The sequence below is a fragment of the Rhizobium sp. MHM7A genome, from assembly GCF_005862215.1.
Classification (GTDB): domain Bacteria; phylum Pseudomonadota; class Alphaproteobacteria; order Rhizobiales; family Rhizobiaceae; genus Rhizobium; species Rhizobium bangladeshense.
Genome location: NZ_VCHT01000004.1, coordinates 378,215 through 395,966, shown reverse-complemented (window position 1 = coordinate 395,966; position 17,752 = coordinate 378,215). Strand labels below are relative to the sequence as shown.

13 protein-coding genes and 2 pseudogenes are annotated in these 17,752 nt (G+C 61.9%); 7 read left to right on the top strand and 8 right to left on the bottom strand.

Going from position 1 to position 17,752, the window contains the following annotated elements:
- Positions 1–263 precede the first annotated feature (263 nt).
- The 3 genes from FFR93_RS18185 (at position 264) to FFR93_RS18175 (ending at position 6,644) form a co-directional block, all read left to right on the top strand.
- Positions 264–2,522 (top strand): bifunctional diguanylate cyclase/phosphodiesterase, encoded by a 2,259-nt coding sequence (locus FFR93_RS18185; RefSeq protein ID WP_138394250.1) that lies wholly within the window; start codon positions 264–266, stop codon positions 2,520–2,522.
- Between the two features lie 122 nt (positions 2,523–2,644).
- Entirely contained in the window at positions 2,645–5,890 is a 3,246-nt protein-coding gene (locus tag FFR93_RS18180; RefSeq protein ID WP_138394249.1) for an adenylate/guanylate cyclase domain-containing protein, read from the top strand.
- A 73-nt stretch (positions 5,891–5,963) separates the two neighbouring features.
- Positions 5,964–6,644 (top strand): peroxiredoxin-like family protein, encoded by a 681-nt coding sequence (locus tag FFR93_RS18175; protein WP_064708906.1) that lies wholly within the window; start codon positions 5,964–5,966, stop codon positions 6,642–6,644.
- Between the two features lie 128 nt (positions 6,645–6,772).
- Here the strand turns inward: FFR93_RS18175 and FFR93_RS41510 are convergent.
- The 3 genes and pseudogenes from FFR93_RS41510 to FFR93_RS18165 form a co-directional block, all read right to left on the bottom strand.
- A pseudogene (locus FFR93_RS41510) lies at positions 6,773–6,940 on the bottom strand (LysR family transcriptional regulator); the annotation flags it as partial.
- Positions 6,895–7,083 carry a hypothetical protein gene (locus FFR93_RS41505; RefSeq protein ID WP_246661333.1) on the bottom strand — a complete coding sequence of 63 codons (189 nt, stop codon included), beginning with the start codon at positions 7,081–7,083 and terminating at the stop codon, positions 6,895–6,897. The pseudogene FFR93_RS41510 and the gene FFR93_RS41505, both read right to left, overlap by 46 nt.
- 144 nt (positions 7,084–7,227) lie before the next feature.
- Complete coding sequence (locus tag FFR93_RS18165) at positions 7,228–8,736, bottom strand: winged helix-turn-helix domain-containing tetratricopeptide repeat protein (RefSeq protein ID WP_138394234.1); 1,509 nt, start codon at positions 8,734–8,736, stop codon at positions 7,228–7,230.
- Between the two features lie 133 nt (positions 8,737–8,869).
- On the opposite strand from FFR93_RS18165, the pseudogene FFR93_RS18160 reads away from it, so the two are divergent.
- The 4 genes and pseudogenes from FFR93_RS18160 (at position 8,870) to FFR93_RS18145 (ending at position 12,414) form a co-directional block, all read left to right on the top strand.
- Positions 8,870–10,032, top strand: a pseudogene (locus tag FFR93_RS18160) (MFS transporter).
- Positions 10,033–10,149: 117 nt separating this feature from the next.
- Positions 10,150–10,671: a MarR family transcriptional regulator gene (locus FFR93_RS18155; protein ID WP_064712784.1), complete on the top strand. Its 522-nt coding sequence runs from the start codon at positions 10,150–10,152 to the stop codon at positions 10,669–10,671.
- The gene (locus FFR93_RS18150) at positions 10,668–11,348 is read left to right on the top strand and encodes a GNAT family N-acetyltransferase (RefSeq protein WP_138394233.1); all 681 of its coding nucleotides are present in this window, start codon (positions 10,668–10,670) and stop codon (positions 11,346–11,348) included. Before FFR93_RS18155 ends, FFR93_RS18150 begins: the two co-directional genes overlap by 4 nt.
- A 97-nt stretch (positions 11,349–11,445) precedes the next feature.
- Positions 11,446–12,414, top strand: coding sequence for a substrate-binding domain-containing protein (locus FFR93_RS18145; protein WP_138394232.1), 969 nt, complete (start codon positions 11,446–11,448; stop codon positions 12,412–12,414).
- Positions 12,415–12,481: 67 nt separating this feature from the next.
- Here the strand turns inward: FFR93_RS18145 and FFR93_RS18140 are convergent, their stop codons facing one another.
- Genes FFR93_RS18140 through FFR93_RS18120 form a run of 5 tightly spaced genes read right to left on the bottom strand, consistent with a single transcriptional unit; the run spans position 12,482 to position 17,585 of the window.
- On the bottom strand, positions 12,482–13,747 hold the full coding sequence (locus tag FFR93_RS18140) for an ABC transporter substrate-binding protein (protein ID WP_138394231.1): 1,266 nt from the start codon (positions 13,745–13,747) through the stop codon (positions 12,482–12,484).
- 26 nt (positions 13,748–13,773) lie between these two features.
- Complete coding sequence (locus FFR93_RS18135; RefSeq protein ID WP_138394230.1) at positions 13,774–14,610, bottom strand: carbohydrate ABC transporter permease; 837 nt, start codon at positions 14,608–14,610, stop codon at positions 13,774–13,776.
- On the bottom strand, positions 14,607–15,530 hold the full coding sequence (locus FFR93_RS18130) for a sugar ABC transporter permease (RefSeq protein ID WP_138394229.1): 924 nt from the start codon (positions 15,528–15,530) through the stop codon (positions 14,607–14,609). The genes FFR93_RS18135 and FFR93_RS18130 overlap by 4 nt, the downstream gene beginning before the upstream one ends.
- The gene (locus tag FFR93_RS18125) at positions 15,523–16,758 is read right to left on the bottom strand and encodes an ABC transporter ATP-binding protein (RefSeq protein WP_138394228.1); all 1,236 of its coding nucleotides are present in this window, start codon (positions 16,756–16,758) and stop codon (positions 15,523–15,525) included. Before FFR93_RS18125 ends, FFR93_RS18130 begins: the two co-directional genes overlap by 8 nt.
- Positions 16,755–17,585 (bottom strand): metallophosphoesterase, encoded by an 831-nt coding sequence (locus FFR93_RS18120; RefSeq protein ID WP_138394227.1) that lies wholly within the window; start codon positions 17,583–17,585, stop codon positions 16,755–16,757. Before FFR93_RS18120 ends, FFR93_RS18125 begins: the two co-directional genes overlap by 4 nt.
- Between the last annotated feature and the right edge of the window lie 167 nt (positions 17,586–17,752).

Below are 17,752 nucleotides of genomic sequence, written 5' to 3'. Positions count from 1 at the left end.
TTCATGGCGCATTTGCGTGAATGCGGCTGATCCCCTACCCTTCAAACGCCCATGTTGCACTTGGTGTAGATTCTCCACGGCTATTTAGCAATGCGACAGTTGGGCCACTTAGAGATGCGACAGTCTCGCCTCTCGACGTTCTGGTAAATGGCGTGCGGACTGAAATTCGATCGTACTCGGTTTCCCAATTGTCGCTGGTCGATTTAGCGTTGCCTTAAAGAAACTGTGCAAGGATGAGTTCTATCATCCACACCGGCGATCTGATGAAATTTCGAAGAGGTCCAAAGATATTGCGCAACCGCGCGGGCTCCCTAACCAGCCACGTGAGCGCCTTCGCTCCGGCGATATTTGCGGCCATTATTGCAGTCATCGTCGTCTGGATGGCGACGAACTGGCGGCTGGAGCGCGCTCTGGCGAACGAACGCTCGATTGTCGCCGGTGAGCTCGCCACCATATCATCTCGGCTGCAGACGAACCTCAACAGCAATGTGAAACTGCTGCAAGGCCTGGCGGCGGGCATCGCGGTCGATCCCGCGATGGGTCAAAACGAATTTTCCAAGCTCGCAGCACAGATCCTGCAGCCCGATTCACAATTGCGAAGCTTCGCTGCTGCGCCGGACATGGTGGTCAGGTGGGTTTATCCGGAAAAAGGAAATCAAAGAGCGATCGGGCTCGACTACCGGAAGAACGAGAAGCAACGAGCTGCCGCGATGCTGGCGCGTAACACCCACAATATCGTTTTGACTGGCCCAGTGGAGCTTGTCCAGGGCGGAACGGCTTTCGTGGTCAGGTGCCCTGTCTATATCAACGACGGAAACAGCCAGATCTTTTGGGGCCTGCTCTCGGGAATCATAGACATTCCGAGGCTCTACGGCGACAGCGGTCTCGCTTCAACCGATCTTGAGATTGCCATCGGCACTGTACCGGAGCCGACTTCGTCCAATCAGGTTTTTCTCGGGCGCCTGGAGACCTTTCAGAGGCAGCCGGTCGTGGCAAATGTGGATATGACCTACGGCCGATGGACCCTCGCCGCGCGTCCGAAGCACGGATGGGGCCAAGGAAACGGAATCGGTGCCTTCGAGCTCTATGCGAGCCTGTTGGCTTTCTGTGTCGTTGCACCCATCGTCTGGGTCGGGTTCCTGACCAGATCGCGCCAAAGAACCATCGAAAAGCTTCGCCTGCACAAGAAGAAGCTGGTTCGCGCGCGGCAACGGCTGGAATACCTGTCGCTGCACGACGCGCTGACGGGACTTCCCAATCGGCGGTTCGTCGACCAGATGATCTCGCAACCGCCGCGACCCGCTCCGGAAGATTGCTTGATCCTCATTCATATCGACCTTGACCGATTCAAGGAGATCAACGACACCAAGGGGCATGCCGGAGGCGACGTCGTCCTGCAAACAACGGCTTCGCGGCTCGTCGATCTGACCGGTCCAAACGATGTCGCGGCCAGGATCGGTGGCGACGAGTTCATCTTCGCCAGCTGGAGCGCCAATCCCGGGCCTAAAGCAAGCGAGTTGGCCGAACAGATTGTCGATACGCTCCAGCGGCCCGTCTTCATCGATGAAGCAGCATATGTGGTCGGCGCAAGCGTCGGTGTCGCCTGGGAGGCTGAACCTGCTCGGCGGGACCTCGGCCAATTGCTTCTGAATGCCGATCTGGCTCTGTACGAGGCGAAAAAGGCGGGTCGCGGCCGCGCGGCCGTTTTCACCGAAGAGCTTCGCAGCGCCGCAATACGTTCGAAAGATTTGGCGAATGAGTTCAACCAAGCGCTCGAACGCGATGAACTCGTTGCATTCTTTCAGCCGCAGTTCGATGCCAATACCTTGGCGATCGCAGGGGTCGAAGCCCTCGCCCGCTGGGATCATCCGCAAAGAGGTCTGCTCGGCCCGAGCGCGTTTCTTGATGCGGCGGAAAGGCTCGGGCGTAGCGGAGACATGGATAGGCTGATCCTTCACAAGGCGCTGTTCGAGCTGACGAGATGGGACAGCTTGGGAATACAAATCCCAAGAGTCTCGGTCAATATTTCAGCGCGCCGACTGGCGCAGGCAAGTCTGCTTGCCGAGCTTACTGAGCTTCGCGCAGCGAGGGGCCGCTTGTGTTTCGAGCTGCTTGAAACGATCTCGTTCGACGAGCTTCAGCCGGCTATGAACGAGGTGATTCCTGCAATCAAGGCGCTCGGCATCGAAATCGAAATCGATGATTTCGGCACGGAACATGCCAGTATCGTCAGCTTGCTTCGATTTGAGCCCCGAAGGCTCAAGATCGATCGAGAGATTGTGAAACCGATTATCGCCTCTCCTTCTCAACGCCGTCTGGTTTCCTCGATTATCGAAATCGGCCGGTCACAGAACATCGACATCGTTGCCGAAGGCGTGGAGACGATGGAGCACGCGAAGATCCTCAAAGATCTCGGTTGCCATCTGTTGCAAGGTTACGCTCTGGCACAGCCAATGACCTCGGAGCAGTTGATCGAATTTTGCCGTCGGACGGATAAAGGAACGGCAGAGGCTGGGAGATAAGGTGGGCCGCCGGCTGTTTGTGCTTGCGGGTCTTCGTCGTCAGGTTCATCCTATCTCTATTGTGAAGCCCGCCGGCTGCGGCTGCCATGGCCGTTGCACATCGGGTTGGTGAGATGCCTGCGATGGAATGCGCCGGCTGCGGTTTCGATATTCAGAGTGGTTTTGCTTTCTGTCCGCGATGCGGCGCAAGGCAACCCCTCTCCTGCGCCGCCTGCGGCTACCCGTGTCAGGCGGATTTCGCCTTCTGCCCGAAGTGCGGCGCATCGATCTCAAGCAAAGCCCAGCCCGCCGCGAAGCCAGCCTCCGCGGCAATACCGACTCAATCCGATGGTGATGCCGATCGACGGCCGGTGACGGTGCTCTTTGCCGATCTTTGCGGCTTTACGACACTGAGCGAGCAAATTGACCCCGAAACCATGCGGGTGCTGCAGAACGAATTGTTCGAAGAAATGACCCGGGCGGTGGAAGCCTATGGCGGCTTCGTCGACAAATTCGTCGGCGATGCACTCCTGGCGCTGTTCGGTGCGCCGGTCGCCCACGAGGACGATCCGGTGCGGGCACTTGGCGCCGCACTTGATATGATAGACCGGGCCACCGCCGTCGGCACACGCTGGCAGTCGCGCGCCGGCGTGCCGCTTCGCCTGCATATCGGCATCAATAGCGGCCCTGTCGTCACCGGCGGCTTCGGCGCCGCCAGTACAAAATCCTATTCCGTGACCGGCGACACGGTGAACACCGCCCAACGCCTGCAATCAATGGCCGGCGAGAACGATATCCTCGTCGGTCCGCTGACCTATCGCCTCACCCGCCACGCCTTTGCCTTCGACAATCTTGGCGCGCAGACCTTGCGCGGCAAGAGTGGAAACGTGCTCGTACATCGGCTAACCGGGCTGCTCGAAGCGCCGCATAAGGCGCGCGGGCTCGAAAGTTTCGGACTTCACGCGCCGATGGTCGGACGGGACGCGGAATTGTCGCGCCTGCTGACCTGCCTTGATCTTGCCTGTGGCGGCGCCGCCCAGCTTGTCCGCCTGATCGGCGAAGCGGGAATCGGCAAGTCGCGTCTGGCCAGCGAATTCGTCGGAGTCGCCGCCAATGTGGACCGTTTCCCCGGCCTTGCCATCCGCAAGGCCACCTGCTCTCCCCTCGGCGAACAGTCCTACGGCACACTTGCTGCGGTCGTGCGGAGCGCCTACGGCATCGGCGAGCGCGACGATCCAGACAGGATACGACAACTTCTGACGACTGGATTCCGTTCGCTCGATCTCAGGCCTGACGATGTCGAGGCGCTTTTGCCGTTCTTCCTGCATGTCCTCGGCCTTGGCGATCCCGATGGCGCGCTACGGCATATCGAACCGGAACAGTTGCGGCGCCAGATCTTCCATGCGGTCCGGACGGTTTTCGAGCGGCGGCTGGCGCAAGGCCCGCTCCTGCTTGTCATCGAGGATCTCCACTGGGCAGACTCCGCTTCGCTGGAGGTGCTCCGCTTCATGATGGACCGGCTGGAGCGCAGCCGGCTAATGCTGCTTGCCATCTATCGGCCGACGTCACAGACCGACCCGCTGAACTCCAATCGCGTCAGCGTCACCGTGCAGCGTCTCGGCCCCCTCCTCGCTGCCGATGGGCAGAAGCTGCTCGCCGCCTTTTTTGGCGAGGGTCAAGGCAAGTTGCCGGTGCCGATGCGCAAGCGCATCCTCGAGCGTGCCGGCGGCAATCCGCTTTTCATTGAGGAAATCCTGCGCGGACTGATCGACATGGGCACGCTGCATCATGACGGCCAGCGCTGGCATGTTGCGGCCGAAGACACCGATGTCGATATACCCGTCAACCTGCAAGCCCTGTTGCTTGCGCGCGTCGACCGCTTGCCCCAGGAGATCAGGCGTTTGGCGCAGGAGGCGGCCGTCGTCGGGCCGAAGTTCGACACCGCCCTGCTCCGCACGGTCGCGACCGATCCTGCCGCCGTCGATGCGGCGCTGGACTATCTCTGCGATGCCAACATCATCGAGGAACTGCGCGGACCGGATGCCGTGATATCGCCGGGTTATCGCTTCAGCCAGACGCTGATGCACGACGTCATCTACCATAATCTTCTGCTGCAAAGGCGCATGGAGCTTCATCGACGGATCGGCCAGGCGCTGGAACACCAATATGGCGTGGCGCCGGATCGAGCAGAGCATATGGCGCAGCTTGGCCATCATTTCAGCCTGACCACCGAAAGGGCCAAGGGCGCCAGCTATCTGATGGCGGCGGGCGATATGGCGCGCAAGACTTACGCCAATGACGATGCCATGCGTCTCTATCGTCAGGCGCTTGCGGCCTTCGCCAACGAGCCACAGGTGACGCCGGAGCAATCGGCCGTACTGGAGCGCCTCGGTGATCTCTGCGGTCCCGCCGGCCGGCGCGACACCGCCTTGAACTACTATCAGCAAGCGCTTGCGGCCCATCGCGAGAAAGACGATCGGATCGCCGCTGCAAGGATCTTGCGCAAGATGGGCCGCCTCCATCTCGATGCGGGGCGCCGCGATCAGGCGGAGGTCCATTGCGCAGAAGCCGAAGCGATGATCGCCGCGATCGATGCGCCAGTCGAACATGCCCATCTCCTGCAGGAACGCGGCCACCTCGCCTTCCGCATGGGCGACCACGCCGCCGCCGCCGAGTGGGCGACACAGGCGCTGCAATGCCTGCAATCGCTGCCGGTCGACGGAACGACGGAGGCCGGGCGGGAGGCAGCGCGGGCGATGGCCGAGGCGCTGAACACCAAGGGGGCAGCGCTTGCGCGGCTCGGACGCCGCCGCGATGCCGTGCAGGAAGTAGAGCGCAGCCTCTCAGTCGCCGAAAAGGCCGATCTGCAAAGCGCCGCCTGCCGCGCCTATTCCAATCTCGGGGTTCTCTACACGATCGTCGATCCGGCCAATGCCATAAAGATCTGCCGGCGCGGATTGGAGGTTGCCACGCGTATCGGCGATCTCGGATTTCAAGCGCGTCTTCTCGCCAATCTCGCGGTCTCGTGCTGCACCTTCACCGATCGCTGCGGCGCCGAGGGGGTGCCGGCGGCGGAAAGGGCTGTGGAAATCGACCGGGCGCTCGATCAGCGCGACCATCTCTCCGTGCCGCTGATCGTGCTCGGGCAGATACATCAATGCCATGGGCAGCCGAAGCTAGCTCGTAAGTATTACGAGGAAGCCCTTGAGGTTGCGGAGGAAATTGACGAGCCGCAACTGCTCTTTCCGTGCTATGATGGCTTAGCGACACTGAGCCTTGAACACGACCACATGGATGAAGCGGAACGGTATTTCGCGCTGGCGCAGGACGTATGCATCCGCCACAAGCTAGACCCAGGCACATTCGTCGTCTTGCCGTTTCTCGACTAAAGGCTCAGCGTCTCATTGGTCGCTCTGCATCAATTAGGCTAAACATTCAGAGACATAAAGGGAGAAGCTAACAATGCAGGAGAACCACGCCGATAGACCATTACAGCCTGGAGATCGCGCGCCCAACGTGGTGCTGGATGCGATTACCCGCCATGGCAAGATCGCCATCGATGATTTTCGCGGTCAGAAGCCGGTTCTCGTTGGCTTGTTTCGCGGCCTCCACTGCCCCTTCTGCCGCCGGCAGATCGCCGCCATGGCCGAACTCACCGATGCGTTGCAGGAGAAAGGCATCGACAGCCTGACGGTCGTCAATACGCCGATCGAACGAGCGCGCCTCTATTTCCGCTACCATCCGCTTCCCAATTTGCTGGCGGCATCCGACCCCGAGCGGGTATCGCACAGAGCCTTCGGTCTGCCCAATATCGAGTTCACCGAGTCCGAGAACGAATGGCCTTACAAGGTCAGCATGAGCACGATGTCGTCAATGCGGATCGACATGCCGGGCGAGCTGCCAGAGCCTATGGATGTGATGGCGGCGGTGGAATATCTCGACAAGGCCGATGGTTATGAATTCACCGAGGATGACACGCGGATGATCGCCACGGGCCATGGCCAGCTTGTCGGCGAATTCCTGCTCGACCGCGATGGCGTCGTGCGCTGGTGTTTCACCGAAGTGGAGGAAGGTGGCCGAAATCTCTTCGGCGGTCCCGCCCCTCGCGATGTGATGTCAGCCGCGGCGAACGTGGCTATTTGAACCGGACGCCAAGTCATCAGGAGATGCGACGCGAAGCCAGCCACTTGTGAAACGCCCGCAACCTCCTGCCGGCGCAGCGCCTTGGCTGCAGCAACGATGTAATAGGCCCACTTTACCGGCCGGCGGATATCCGGCAACAGATGAGCCAGCCTGCCGCCGTCGAGTTCCTGGGCCACGAGCGCCTTCCGAACGAGGGCGACGCCCCTCGCCGCGAACGCCGCCTGGATCACGGCGGCGGTAGAATTGATCTTCAATTCGCGATCTCGTGGAGGCTGGTTTGCGCCGGATCTCGCCAGCCATTCCGCCCAAGTCGGAAAGTCCCGCCGGGATGTGGCGTGCCGTCATGAATCAGCGTCTGTTCGACAATCCATGCGGCGGTTACGTCTCGATCGCCCGGCAGCAGCTGATCGTGACAAACCGCGTTGATCTCCTCGCTCATCATGAATGTCGGCTTCACGCCTTCCAGGAGCCCGGACCGCAGCGCATCCGATATCGGCCTTACCCTGTCGCAATATAGGCAGACTGGCCTCAAATCATTCAAGCCGAAAGCCACGGCTTGTCGGCCAGTCACCGCTGCGGCGGTCTATTCCGGAAGGCCTGCCTTGCGGTAGCCGTCCATGAAATGGTCAAGGGTCTGGGCGTCGCGAAATGGTTCGGTCGCCGCCCAGTGGCGGCTGGAAAAGCCAGGGTTGGCGACAAGGAAGAGTTTTGTCTCCACCCGCGCCTCGTCGAGCCGGCCGAGCTGCGCCAGGCTTGCCGCCAGGAAACGACGGGAGCTTGTTCGATAGGTTTCGTCGTGACGCAGCGTCTCGACAGCGGCCTCATATTGCCCGGCTGCATATTGCGCCTGTCCAAGCGCCAGATAATACCAGCTTGCAGGAAAGGGATTCAGCCGGAAAGCCTTGCGAGCATGCTCGAGACCTTCCTCAATCCGCCCGGCCAGGACCGTGACGTCGGATAATGCGGCAAATGTATCCGCTTCGTTCGGGTCGAGTTCGATTGCCTTGGCGAATTGCGCATCCGCCTCATCGAAATCGCGTGCGTAAGCAAGCAGATAGGCGAGGACCCAACGGCAGCCGGCATCGTTGGGATCGATCGAGACGGCCTTTCGAGCCAGTTCCAGAGCAGCGTCGCGATCCAATTCCGTCGGTCCGCCGCTATGAACCCATCCCATCCAGTGGTTCATGGCAAGCCAGCGATAGGCCTCGGCATAGTCAGGGTCGAGGGTGACGGCGCGCGTCAGCATCAGATGCGCTTCCTCAGCCGCCTGCGGGGCATCGTCCATGAGCTTGCGCGCCCGCACACAAAGGTCGTAGGCATCGAGGCTCTTCGGCCGATTTCGCGGCGGCGGTGCGCGCAGTCGGCCGAGCAGCGCCTCGACGATCCTTGTCGTCACCTCGTCCTGAACGGCGAAGATATCATCCAGGCCGCGATCGAAGCGTTCCGCCCAGAGGTGATCCCCGCTTACCGCGTCGATCAGCTTGGCGTTGATGCGCACGCGCCCGGCGGCACGTCTCGCACTGCCCTCCAACAGGTAGCGCACACCGAGCTCGTCGGCGATACCTCGGACCTCGATCGCCTTGCCCTTATAGGCAAAGACCGAGTTGCGGGCGATGACGAACAGACCGGGCATTCTGGAGAGGTCGGTGATCAGGTCTTCCGTCAACCCGTCCACGAAGGACTCCTGTTCGCGATCGTTGTCGATATTCAGGAAAGGCAGCACAGCGATCGACGGCTTGTCAGGCAGCGGCAAGGTTTTTCGCTTCAAGCCGCTGAGCCGATGCACCGCTCCAGTGAAGCGGTAGCCGATGCGCGGAACCGTTGCGATCCATTCACCGCCGCCGGTGGACGGGCCGAGCAGCTTGCGCAGCTGCGCGATCTGGACGGTGAGGTTGCCTTCCTCGACCGCCATGCCCGGCCAGGCCGCGTCCATCAGTTCGGTCTTGGCAAGGATTTCGCCTGTTCGCCCGACGAGCGCCGCGAGCAGCTTCAGCCCGCGGTGGCTAATGGCGATGGGATCATCGTTCCGAAGGAGCGTTCCCGCATCCGGATCAAGCACGAACGGACCAAAGGCAAAGCGCAATCCCTGCATGATGCGGATCTATAGTCCGTTTGGAAGTTTTTGAGAACGTTTTGGCTAGGCTTAATTACGGCGCTCCCCCGATTCCGCAGAATTCCCCACTTCAGCTCATGGGCCGGCCGTCCCGACTGAAGAGGAGATCTGCATGACCGCCGCAAGCACGACATCACCGCGCGAGGATCGGATTCCATGGGCGGCGATGATAGGCATTATAGCGACGGTGACAGTGTTTGCCGTGGCGCAGGGGCTGACCTATCCACTGCTGAGCTTCGTCCTGGAGCGGCAGGGACTGACATCAGGTCTGATCGGCCTCTCGGCAGCGATGACGCCATTGGGTTTCATCATATCGGCGCCGCTCATTCCGGCGCTGTCGCGACAGCTAGGCGGATCGCGGCTTGCAGTACTCTGTTCGATCCTGGCCGCCCTTACCCTGGTTGCGATCGCCTGGACCCAGCACGTCTTGGCCTGGATGCCGCTGCGCTTCCTGCTCGGCTTCTTTGCCAATCCGCTGTACGTGATCAGCGAAACCTGGCTGATCACGATCACGCCGGCGTCGCGCCGCGGCCGCATCATGGGCCTCTATTCATCGTTTCGGCTGGTTTCGCCGTCGGCCCACTATCCCTTGGCCTCGCCGGTACCGAAGGCTGGCCGCCCTTCATGATTGGTGTGACGGCCCTCCTTGCCTGCGGCCTGATCGTGCTTGCCGTGGCCCCACGCCTGCCTGACATGCCTGTTGAAGGTGAGGCAACGTCGGTCGGCGGTTTTTTCCGGCTGGCGCCGCTGCTGCTGTTTGCGGTTTTCACGGCCGCCGCCTTCGAGCAGATCCTGCTTTCCCTGTTCGCCGTCTACGGAGCGGCACTCGGCAGCGCCGAGGGGCGCATTGCTTCGCTCATCACCTGTTTCGTCGCCGGCAATGCCGTGCTGCAGATCCTGCTGGGGCGAGCGGCCGAGCGGTTCGGCGCGACTCTGACCATGTTGTTCTGTGTGCTGGCTTGCCTCAGCGGCTGCCTGCCGCTGGCGTTCATCTTCGACACCTGGCTCGTCTGGCCGCTGGTTTTCGTCTGGGGCGGCGTATCCTTCGGGCTCTACACCACGTCACTGATTCAGCTCGGCGAGCGCTTCACTGGCCAGACCCTGATCGCCGGCAATGCAGCCTTCGCCTTCGCCTGGGGCACCGGCGGCATCGCGGGCTCACCCGCGGCCGGACTGGCAATGCAGCTGATCGGGCATCAGGGCCTGCCATTATCCCTCGGCCTGCTCAGCAGTGTCCTGGCGGTGCTTCTGTGGACTGAGAAACGGCGCGGCTGATTGAACAGCCGCGCGTCAATTCAACGCTTTCGCCGCCGGTGATCCCCTGACCCTGAAATCGCACTTCCCGGATATATATAACACGTTATATAACGTGCTATCCAACTGGAGGTCGGCATGGTCGAGGATGTGGTTCGAACGCTCGGCTTTTTGTGCCTTGGCAGCCGGCTCCGGCGCATCGGCGAAAGATTGCAGGCCGATACGCAGCAGATCATCGACGGCGCCGGACTTGGAATTCAGGCCGGCCAATATCCATTCCTTGCCGCGATCGACCGCGGCGGACCGCTGACGATCGGCGAGCTGGCCCAGTCGGTGGGCATCACGCAACCCGGTGCGACGCGGACCATTGGCCAGCTTCTCGAACTCGGCTTCGTCGATATGCAGCCTGCGCCGGACGATCAGCGCCGCAGACTGGTGTCGCTGACCGACAAGGGGCAGGAACTCGTCGATCATTCCAAGACGACGATCTGGCCGCGCGTCGCGGCTGCGGTTGCGGACCTCTGCGGCGATCTCGACGGGCCGATCCTCGAGCAATTGGCAGCAATCGAGGATGGGCTTGCGGCGGCGCCGCTCATTCACCGGAGAACGGTTGCTGCGTCGCGCGTCCCTTCAGACGGACAGCAGGAGGAAGGACGATGAATCATGTGCTCGACCGGCCGATCTGGAGCGCTCTGCAGAGCGCGCATGCCGATCTCGCCGAAGGCGGTAAATGCGCGCGCCGGTATCCGCCGTCGATCGTTCCCTTCGCGGCCTCCGCCGACGATAGCCCGGAAAGCCTCGACGCTCTGGAAAATCTACCCTCCGGCGAAGAGAGCATGTTTCTCGTCGAGGCTGGACCGATCGCTGTTCCATCAGGTCTTGTCGTCATCGCGGAGGCCTCGGTAACCCAGATGGTCGCCGAGCGACCTCACGAGAAAATTACGGATCGCCGCATCCAGCCGCTGACGGAAGCTGATGCCGCCGACATGCTTGATCTGGCGACCTTGACCAGGCCCGGGCCGTTCACTCTGCGTGCCCAGAGCCTTGGCCGCTTTTGGGGGATAAGGCATGAAGGCCGCCTCGTGGCCATGGCCGGTCAGCGTATGCGGCAGACGGGCTTTATCGAGCTCAGCGGGCTTTGTACCCATCCCGATTTCCAGGGGCGCGGCCTCGGCACCCTGCTCTTCCGTTTCGTTGCTGGACAAATCGCATCCGTCGGCGACCGGGCCTATCTGCATGCCTACGCAGCGAACACATCCGCCATTTCGCTCTACAAGGCGCAGGGCTTCGTGGTCCGGTCGGAGATGAACATGCGCGTGGTCAAACGTCGTCCATGACCGACGCCCTCCCCGCTCCCGCGGCGAAGTGTCAGATCAATGTCATCGAAACCCCTTAAAGCGCCGCAATGAATTTGATTGATGCGAGGCGCTTTCGATGGCGACATTGCAGCAGGTCGCATTCCGGGCAGGATGTTCGCTGGCGACCGCAAGCAGGGTTCTCAACCGCAACGGGCCAGCCAGCGATTTGATGGTGCGAAGGGTGCGCCGCGCTGCCGCGGAGCTCGGCTATCACGCCGCCGGGCGGTTCGGACGCAGGCCTGTGGTCGGCGTTTTAATCCCGAGCATCACCAATCCGGTGTTTGCCTCGTCGCTGGCAAGCATCCAGAATCGCATGCTGGTAGCCGGCCATGGCGTGTTGATCGCACAGTCGAACTACGATCCGGCGCTCGAGGCCGATGCCGTTGCCGCACTTCTGAACGACCGGCCGACTGGGCTCATCCTCACCGTCTGCGACCCGTCGACGAGCGAAGCGCTGCTCGCCAGGCTGCCACCGACCGTGCTTCTCAACAATCTGCCGACGGCGCAGTTTCCGGCCGCCGTAACCGCCGACAATCGTGGTGCCGGCCGCAGGCTCACGACCTTCCTGATAGGCATGGGCCACCGCCACATTCTCTTTCTCTCCGGCAATTTCGCCGCCTCCGACCGCGCCCGTCTTCGCTACCAGGGCTATCTCGACGCCATGGCCGAGAACGGCCTGACACCGCCTGATGCGATCCAGATCTCCTTCGTCGGCGACTATGACCAGCTCGATCTCAGCACGGCGATGAATTCGCTTTCGCCGACAGCGATCATCGCCTCCAACGATCTGCTTGCCCTCGGCGTCATCGGCGCACTGAAGCGCGAAGGGCTTTCGGTGCCTGGAGATGTTTCGGTCGCCGGCTTCGACGGCATCGCCATCGGCCGGCTGATCGATCCGCCGCTGACAACCATAGAAATGCCGGATGCCAGCATGGGGGCGACGGCCGCCTCGCTGCTGCTCGACATGGCGGAAAACGCCGCCCCTGCCCGCCATCTCGATGTCGCCTATACGCTTCGCCGCGGCGGCACGGTGCGTGCCATCTGAAGCCCGGCAAAACAAAAGGGCCGCCGCGCGCTCGGCATGGCGGCCCCTGCCATTCGGAAGAGGACTATCAGCTGCGCGGCAGCATGCCCTCGACGTCGGCGGCCGCGTCGTCGAGCGCTTCCTTCGGTTCAGCCGACTGATCGACGATGCGCGAGAGGTTGTCGACGATCGTCTGCGTGACCTTGACGCCATTCGAGCCGGGGAAGGCATACCAGGGGATCATCACCGGCATCTGGCTGAGGCCCGCCTGGAACAGCGGGTTCTGCTTGTAGAAGTCGCCGAGATATTCGGGCGACTTGGCGGCGAGCTCGTTGTTCGGCACATAGCCGGTGCCGGGGACGACGACGGAGGCGCCGTAGGGGCCGGCGGCGAATTTGGCGAACTTCCAGGCGGCATCCTGCTTGGCTGCGTCATGCGTCAGGATGACGACCGCGTTGCCGCCTGTGGGGAGACGGCCGTTCACCGGATCGATCAGCGGGATCTTGGCCGTGCGCAGATCGAACTTGTTGCCGACATTCTTGATCGTGTTGCGCAAGGCACCCGTTGTCTGGAACTCGAAACCGACTTTGCCTGCGGCAAAAGCCTGTTCACCGGCGGGCTTGGTGAAAACAGGCATTCCGCCTTCGGTGGCCATGCGATGCAGGACCTCGACGGCTTTCTGGCCCTCGGGACCGTTAAAGGCAACCTTGGTTTCGTCCTCGCTCAGCATCTTGCCGCCGGCGCCGAACAGCAGCGCGGAAAACATCCAGTCATCACCCTGCCAGCGGAAATCGATGCCATCGACGCCGTTGCCGAGCGCCTTGATCTTGCCGCCGAGCGCGATGACCTCATCCCAGGTCTTCGGCGGATTGTCCGGATCGCCGCCGGCCGCCTTCACGAGATCGGCATTGTAATACATGATCGGGTTGGAGGTCGCGAAAGCGAGACCCACCTGCTTGCCCATGACCTGGGCGAGCTTGAGGATCGTATCGGAGAAGCCCTGCTCAGCCATGTTGCCGTCCTTCTGGACGAGCGGGCCGAGGTCGACGGCGACATCGCGTTCGTCGAGCATGCGCAAGCGGTTCAGGCCGATGAAGGTGATATCGGGCATTTCGCTGGTGCCGACCTGGCGAAGGATCGTCTGGATGCCCTCTTCATAGGTTGCCGAGGGGCTGGCGAACTGGATCTTGATATCGGGGTTTTCTTCCATGAACTTCTTCGAGATCGTGTCCATCACGTCCTTGAAAAAGCCCGGCATCGGGTAATGAACCGTCAGCGTCGTCTCAGCACGCGCGGGAAGCGCGATTGCCAAGGACAGGGCCGCTGCGGCGAGAAGCTGGGTGACACGTTTCATCGCTCATTCTCCTTGATAAAAGCCGGTCAGCCTTTGAGACCGGTCATGGTGATGCCCTCGACAAAACGCTTCTGCGCAAGCAGGAAGGCGATGACGAGGGGAAGGGTAATGATGAGGGTCGCCGCCATCAGCGCGCCGTAGTCGTCGCCGGCCTCGGCGGCGCGGAAATACATCAGGCCAAGCGGCGGCGTAGCGTAGTCCTGCCGGCTGATGACAATCAGCGGCCAGTAGAGGTCGTTCCAATGGGCTACGACTGAGAAGATGGCAAAGGCGGTGACTGCCGGCCAGGCATTCGGCACGATGACACGGGCGACAATACCGAGCTCCGACATGCCGTCGAGACGCGCCGCATGAATGAGGTCGTCCGGCATGGCGCGAAAGAACTGCAGGAACATGAAGATTGCGAAGACTGAGATGGTAAAGGGTGCGACGAGAGCGGCATAGCTGTTGAGCAAGGCGGCGCGGTCGAAGGCGACATAGAGCGGCAGCGCCGTCGCATGGATCGGCACCAACAGACCGAGCATGACAAGCACCATCATGGCGCGGGCAGCAGCGAAACGCAGCTTCGCCATGGCATAGGCGCAGGGAATCGCCACCAGCACCTGAAAGACGAAGATCAGCCCGCAGACGACAACGCCGTTCCACAGGAGCTGCGCCATCGGCACGCGGCTCAAGGCCTTGGTAAAATTCTCGGCATAGGCGAGATGAGCCGGGATCAGCGACAAGGACGAGGTGAAGATATCGCTCTGCGTCTTGCCGGCCGCCGATATCATGAAGATGTAAGGCGCCAGGAAGACGATGGCCCCGAGGGAAAGCAGGCTGAGGCGGATGACCCTGCCGAGGGAAAATGCGCTCATCGTCATGTGTAATGCACCCGCCGGTCGATAACGCGGTACTGCAGGAACATCAGCACCACCAGGATGAGGAGGAAGACCACCGTCATCGCCGAGGCATAACCGACGCGCAGATAGACGAATCCCTCCTGGTAGATGGTAAAGAGCAGCACTTCCGACGCCTTGTTCGGACCGCCCTCGGTCAGGGTCTTGACCGTCTCGAAAACCTTGACCGCATTGGTGATGCTGATGGTGATGACGAAGAGGGTCGTCGGCCCGAGCATCGGCCAAGTCACCAGCAGGAAGCGGTCGAGTGACGATCTGGCGCCGTCCACTTCGGCAGCGGCGTAAAGCTCACGGGGGATCGCGGTGAGCCCAGCCAGGAAAAGCACTATGTTGAAGCCGGCAGATTGCCAGACGCCGATGATCGAAAGGCTGTAGAGCACAGTTCCGGAACTGCCGAGCCAATTCGGGCCGGACAGTCCCACAAGCGCCAGCAGCGCGTTGAGCGGGCCGATGGTCGGGTGAAACATGTATTGCCAGACGGTCGCCATGGCGACGATCAGCGAGGCGACCGGCAGAAAATAGGCGGTGCGGAAGAAACTGCGCGCCGCGGTCTCGCTTTCGATCAGCATGGCGATGCCGAGACCGAGAAGGATCGAGACGGGCGCGACGATTGCGGCATAGACCGTCGTATTCCAGAGCGACTTGCGGAATGTGCGGTCGGTGATCAGATGAGCGTAATTTTCGAAACCGATAAAGCGGAACTTGCCGTAACCGAGTTCGAAATCGGTGAAGCCGAGCAGAATGACCGCCGTGACCGGCAAAAGCACAAAGAGGAAAAGCAGCACGATCGCCGGCAGAACCAGCATCCACGCGATGCGGGCTTCGCTGCGCCTGTGCGCAACAGCGGAATCGCGGGGCACGGCCACGGAGATGACGCTAGCCATGCGCGCGCTCCCGCTGTGCTTTGTCGGCAATACTATCGTCCGGCCCGGCATCGGCAGAGCCGAGCCCGGCATCGGCAGAGCCGAGCCCGGGATCCCCCGTCGCAACAGTACCGGCCAGCCGGCTGCCGTCCTCTGCAAAGATCAGCGTACGGCCAGGCGACAAGCGAAGTCCGACCGAATCGCCGGTGACAAGGCCTGCCGCTTCAGAGGGCTGAACCTTGGCGATGACGGTCTCGCCGATCGCTTCGAGCCGGCAATGGAGGATCACTTCGGAGCCCAGGAACTCGATGCGCTCAATTCGAGCGGCAAGGCCGTCATGCCGGCTCCTGGAAAGAAAGACGAATTCGGGCCGGATGGCGAGCGTGACCGGCATCTTGCCGGTGGGTGCATCGTCGAGCATCAACCGCAGGCCACCGCAGAGGATGACGCCGTTTTCGGAAAAGGCGGGAAGCAGGTTGATACGCGGCTGGCCGATGAAGCGGGCGACTTCGATATGGGCCGGATCGTCATAGATGACCTCAGGTCTTGCGATCTGCAGCAATCGGCCGCCCATCATCACGGCCACCCGGTCGGCCATCGACAGCGCTTCCGCCTGATCATGGGTGACATAAAGCGTCGGCACGCCCGCGCGCCGATGAAGGTCGACGATTTCGCCGCGGGCATGGACGCGCAGGTTGGCGTCGAGATTGGAAAGCGGCTCGTCCATCAGGAAGACGCTCGGCTGGCGCACCATGGCGCGGGCGAGCGCCACGCGCTGGCGCTGGCCGCCCGACATCTGGCCGGGCTTCCGGTCGAGCAGATGGTCGATCTTCAGCGAGGTCGCCATATCGCGGACGTCGCGGGCGATCGCCGCGCGCGTGGCACGCTGACCTGGCAGCAACGAACCGATGAATGGCAGCCGCTGCATCTTCGACAGCCGGCGCATCGCCAGGGGCACCGCAATATTCTGCGACGCCGTCAGATGCGGATAGAGCGCGTAGGACTGAAAGACCATGGCAATGTTTCGGTCAGCCGCGGCCACGCCGGACATATCATTCCCGCCGATCAGGATCTCGCCGCGGTCGGCATGATCGAGGCCGGCCAGGACGCGCAAGAGCGTGCTCTTGCCGCAGCCGGAGGGACCCACCAGCGCGATGAATTCGCCGGCATCGACATCGAGGCTGACGCCGTTGAGGATCTGATTGCCGGCGAAGGACTTCGTGATGCCGCGAAGCGAGAGCGCGCTCATTCCACCGGTTCTCGCTGCTTGACTGCCTGGGGATAGACCTCGTGGACGACGTCGTCGAGCACATGCGCGGTCATGCCCGGCACCGCGACGATCGTGCTTTCGACCGATGTATCGAAGTCGTGGACAACGGCGCCGATCAGGCGCTCGCCTGGCATTTCCCGCTCCATCTTATCGATGATGAAGGCGGCCGATGGCCCCCATGTCAGCCGAGTATTGCCGAAGCCGCCCTGCCAGGCCCAATGGAGGTGGCCGCTTGCGAAAAGAGCCACGTCATGGGCAGCGATCAGATCGTAGAGCCGCTGGCGCTGAACCGGCCGAACGCTCCAGTAACCGGTATCGCCTTCATCGGGTGCATCCACGAACAGCGGCTTATGAGCGAAAAGCGCCACGCACCGCCCGCCCCTGTCGGCAAGCGCTCGCTCGAGCCATTCGAACTGCGCCTCCTCCTCGTCGTCCTCGTGGCCGAGAAGCAGCGCGTTCAAGCCGATGAAGCGCCAGCCGGCTGCATCCTCCAGCCAGCGATCGGCGCCGGCAAGGCTGCGCCAGCGGGTCAGCCGCTCGGCGGTGACAGGCTGGTCGGAGCCCTTGAGGTGGCCGACATCGTGATTGCCGGGAACGATCAGCATCGGGATCGATACCTGGCGCATGAGATCCATTGAGAAGACGATGTCCTCGTCCTTGTCGGCGCCGTCTACGGTGAGATCGCCGGTATGGATGATCAGATCGGCGCCGGTGTCTTCGATCCAGGTCAGAAGCGGCGCCCAGTTGCCGTTGAAATGCGGCTTGCCGGGGCTGAAATGGGTGTCCGTAATCTGAATGATTTTCATGGGGGCGCGCGTCTCCGAGACCTTGGAAGCGTGTCATGGACGCTCCCTTCTCCGGCCCTCTCTAGAAGGCTCCCATGTCAATCAGACATCTCAGGTTTTCAGCTGTTTTTCAGTTTTGTCATCAATCCGTCATGCAGACGCAAGCCGGCCCCGGGAAGGAGCCGGCC

Excerpts from the sequence above, each read along its gene's own strand:
- FFR93_RS18185 (WP_138394250.1), top strand. The coding sequence starts at position 264 with ATGAAATTTCGAAGAGGTCCAAAGATATTGCGCAACCGCGCGGGCTCC.
- FFR93_RS18155 (WP_064712784.1), top strand. The coding sequence starts at position 10,150 with ATGGTCGAGGATGTGGTTCGAACGCTCGGCTTTTTGTGCCTTGGCAGC.
- FFR93_RS18120 (WP_138394227.1), bottom strand. The coding sequence starts at position 17,585 with ATGAAAATCATTCAGATTACGGACACCCATTTCAGCCCCGGCAAGCCG.
- FFR93_RS18165 (WP_138394234.1), bottom strand. The coding sequence starts at position 8,736 with ATGCAGGGATTGCGCTTTGCCTTTGGTCCGTTCGTGCTTGATCCGGAT.
- FFR93_RS18130 (WP_138394229.1), bottom strand. The coding sequence starts at position 15,530 with ATGGCTAGCGTCATCTCCGTGGCCGTGCCCCGCGATTCCGCTGTTGCG.
- FFR93_RS18145 (WP_138394232.1), top strand. The coding sequence starts at position 11,446 with ATGGCGACATTGCAGCAGGTCGCATTCCGGGCAGGATGTTCGCTGGCG.
- FFR93_RS18140 (WP_138394231.1), bottom strand. The coding sequence starts at position 13,747 with ATGAAACGTGTCACCCAGCTTCTCGCCGCAGCGGCCCTGTCCTTGGCA.
- FFR93_RS18175 (WP_064708906.1), top strand. The coding sequence starts at position 5,964 with ATGCAGGAGAACCACGCCGATAGACCATTACAGCCTGGAGATCGCGCG.
- FFR93_RS18125 (WP_138394228.1), bottom strand. The coding sequence starts at position 16,758 with ATGAGCGCGCTCTCGCTTCGCGGCATCACGAAGTCCTTCGCCGGCAAT.
- FFR93_RS18135 (WP_138394230.1), bottom strand. The coding sequence starts at position 14,610 with ATGACGATGAGCGCATTTTCCCTCGGCAGGGTCATCCGCCTCAGCCTG.
- FFR93_RS18180 (WP_138394249.1), top strand. The coding sequence starts at position 2,645 with ATGGAATGCGCCGGCTGCGGTTTCGATATTCAGAGTGGTTTTGCTTTC.
- FFR93_RS18150 (WP_138394233.1), top strand. The coding sequence starts at position 10,668 with ATGAATCATGTGCTCGACCGGCCGATCTGGAGCGCTCTGCAGAGCGCG.
- FFR93_RS41505 (WP_246661333.1), bottom strand. The coding sequence starts at position 7,083 with ATGAGCGAGGAGATCAACGCGGTTTGTCACGATCAGCTGCTGCCGGGC.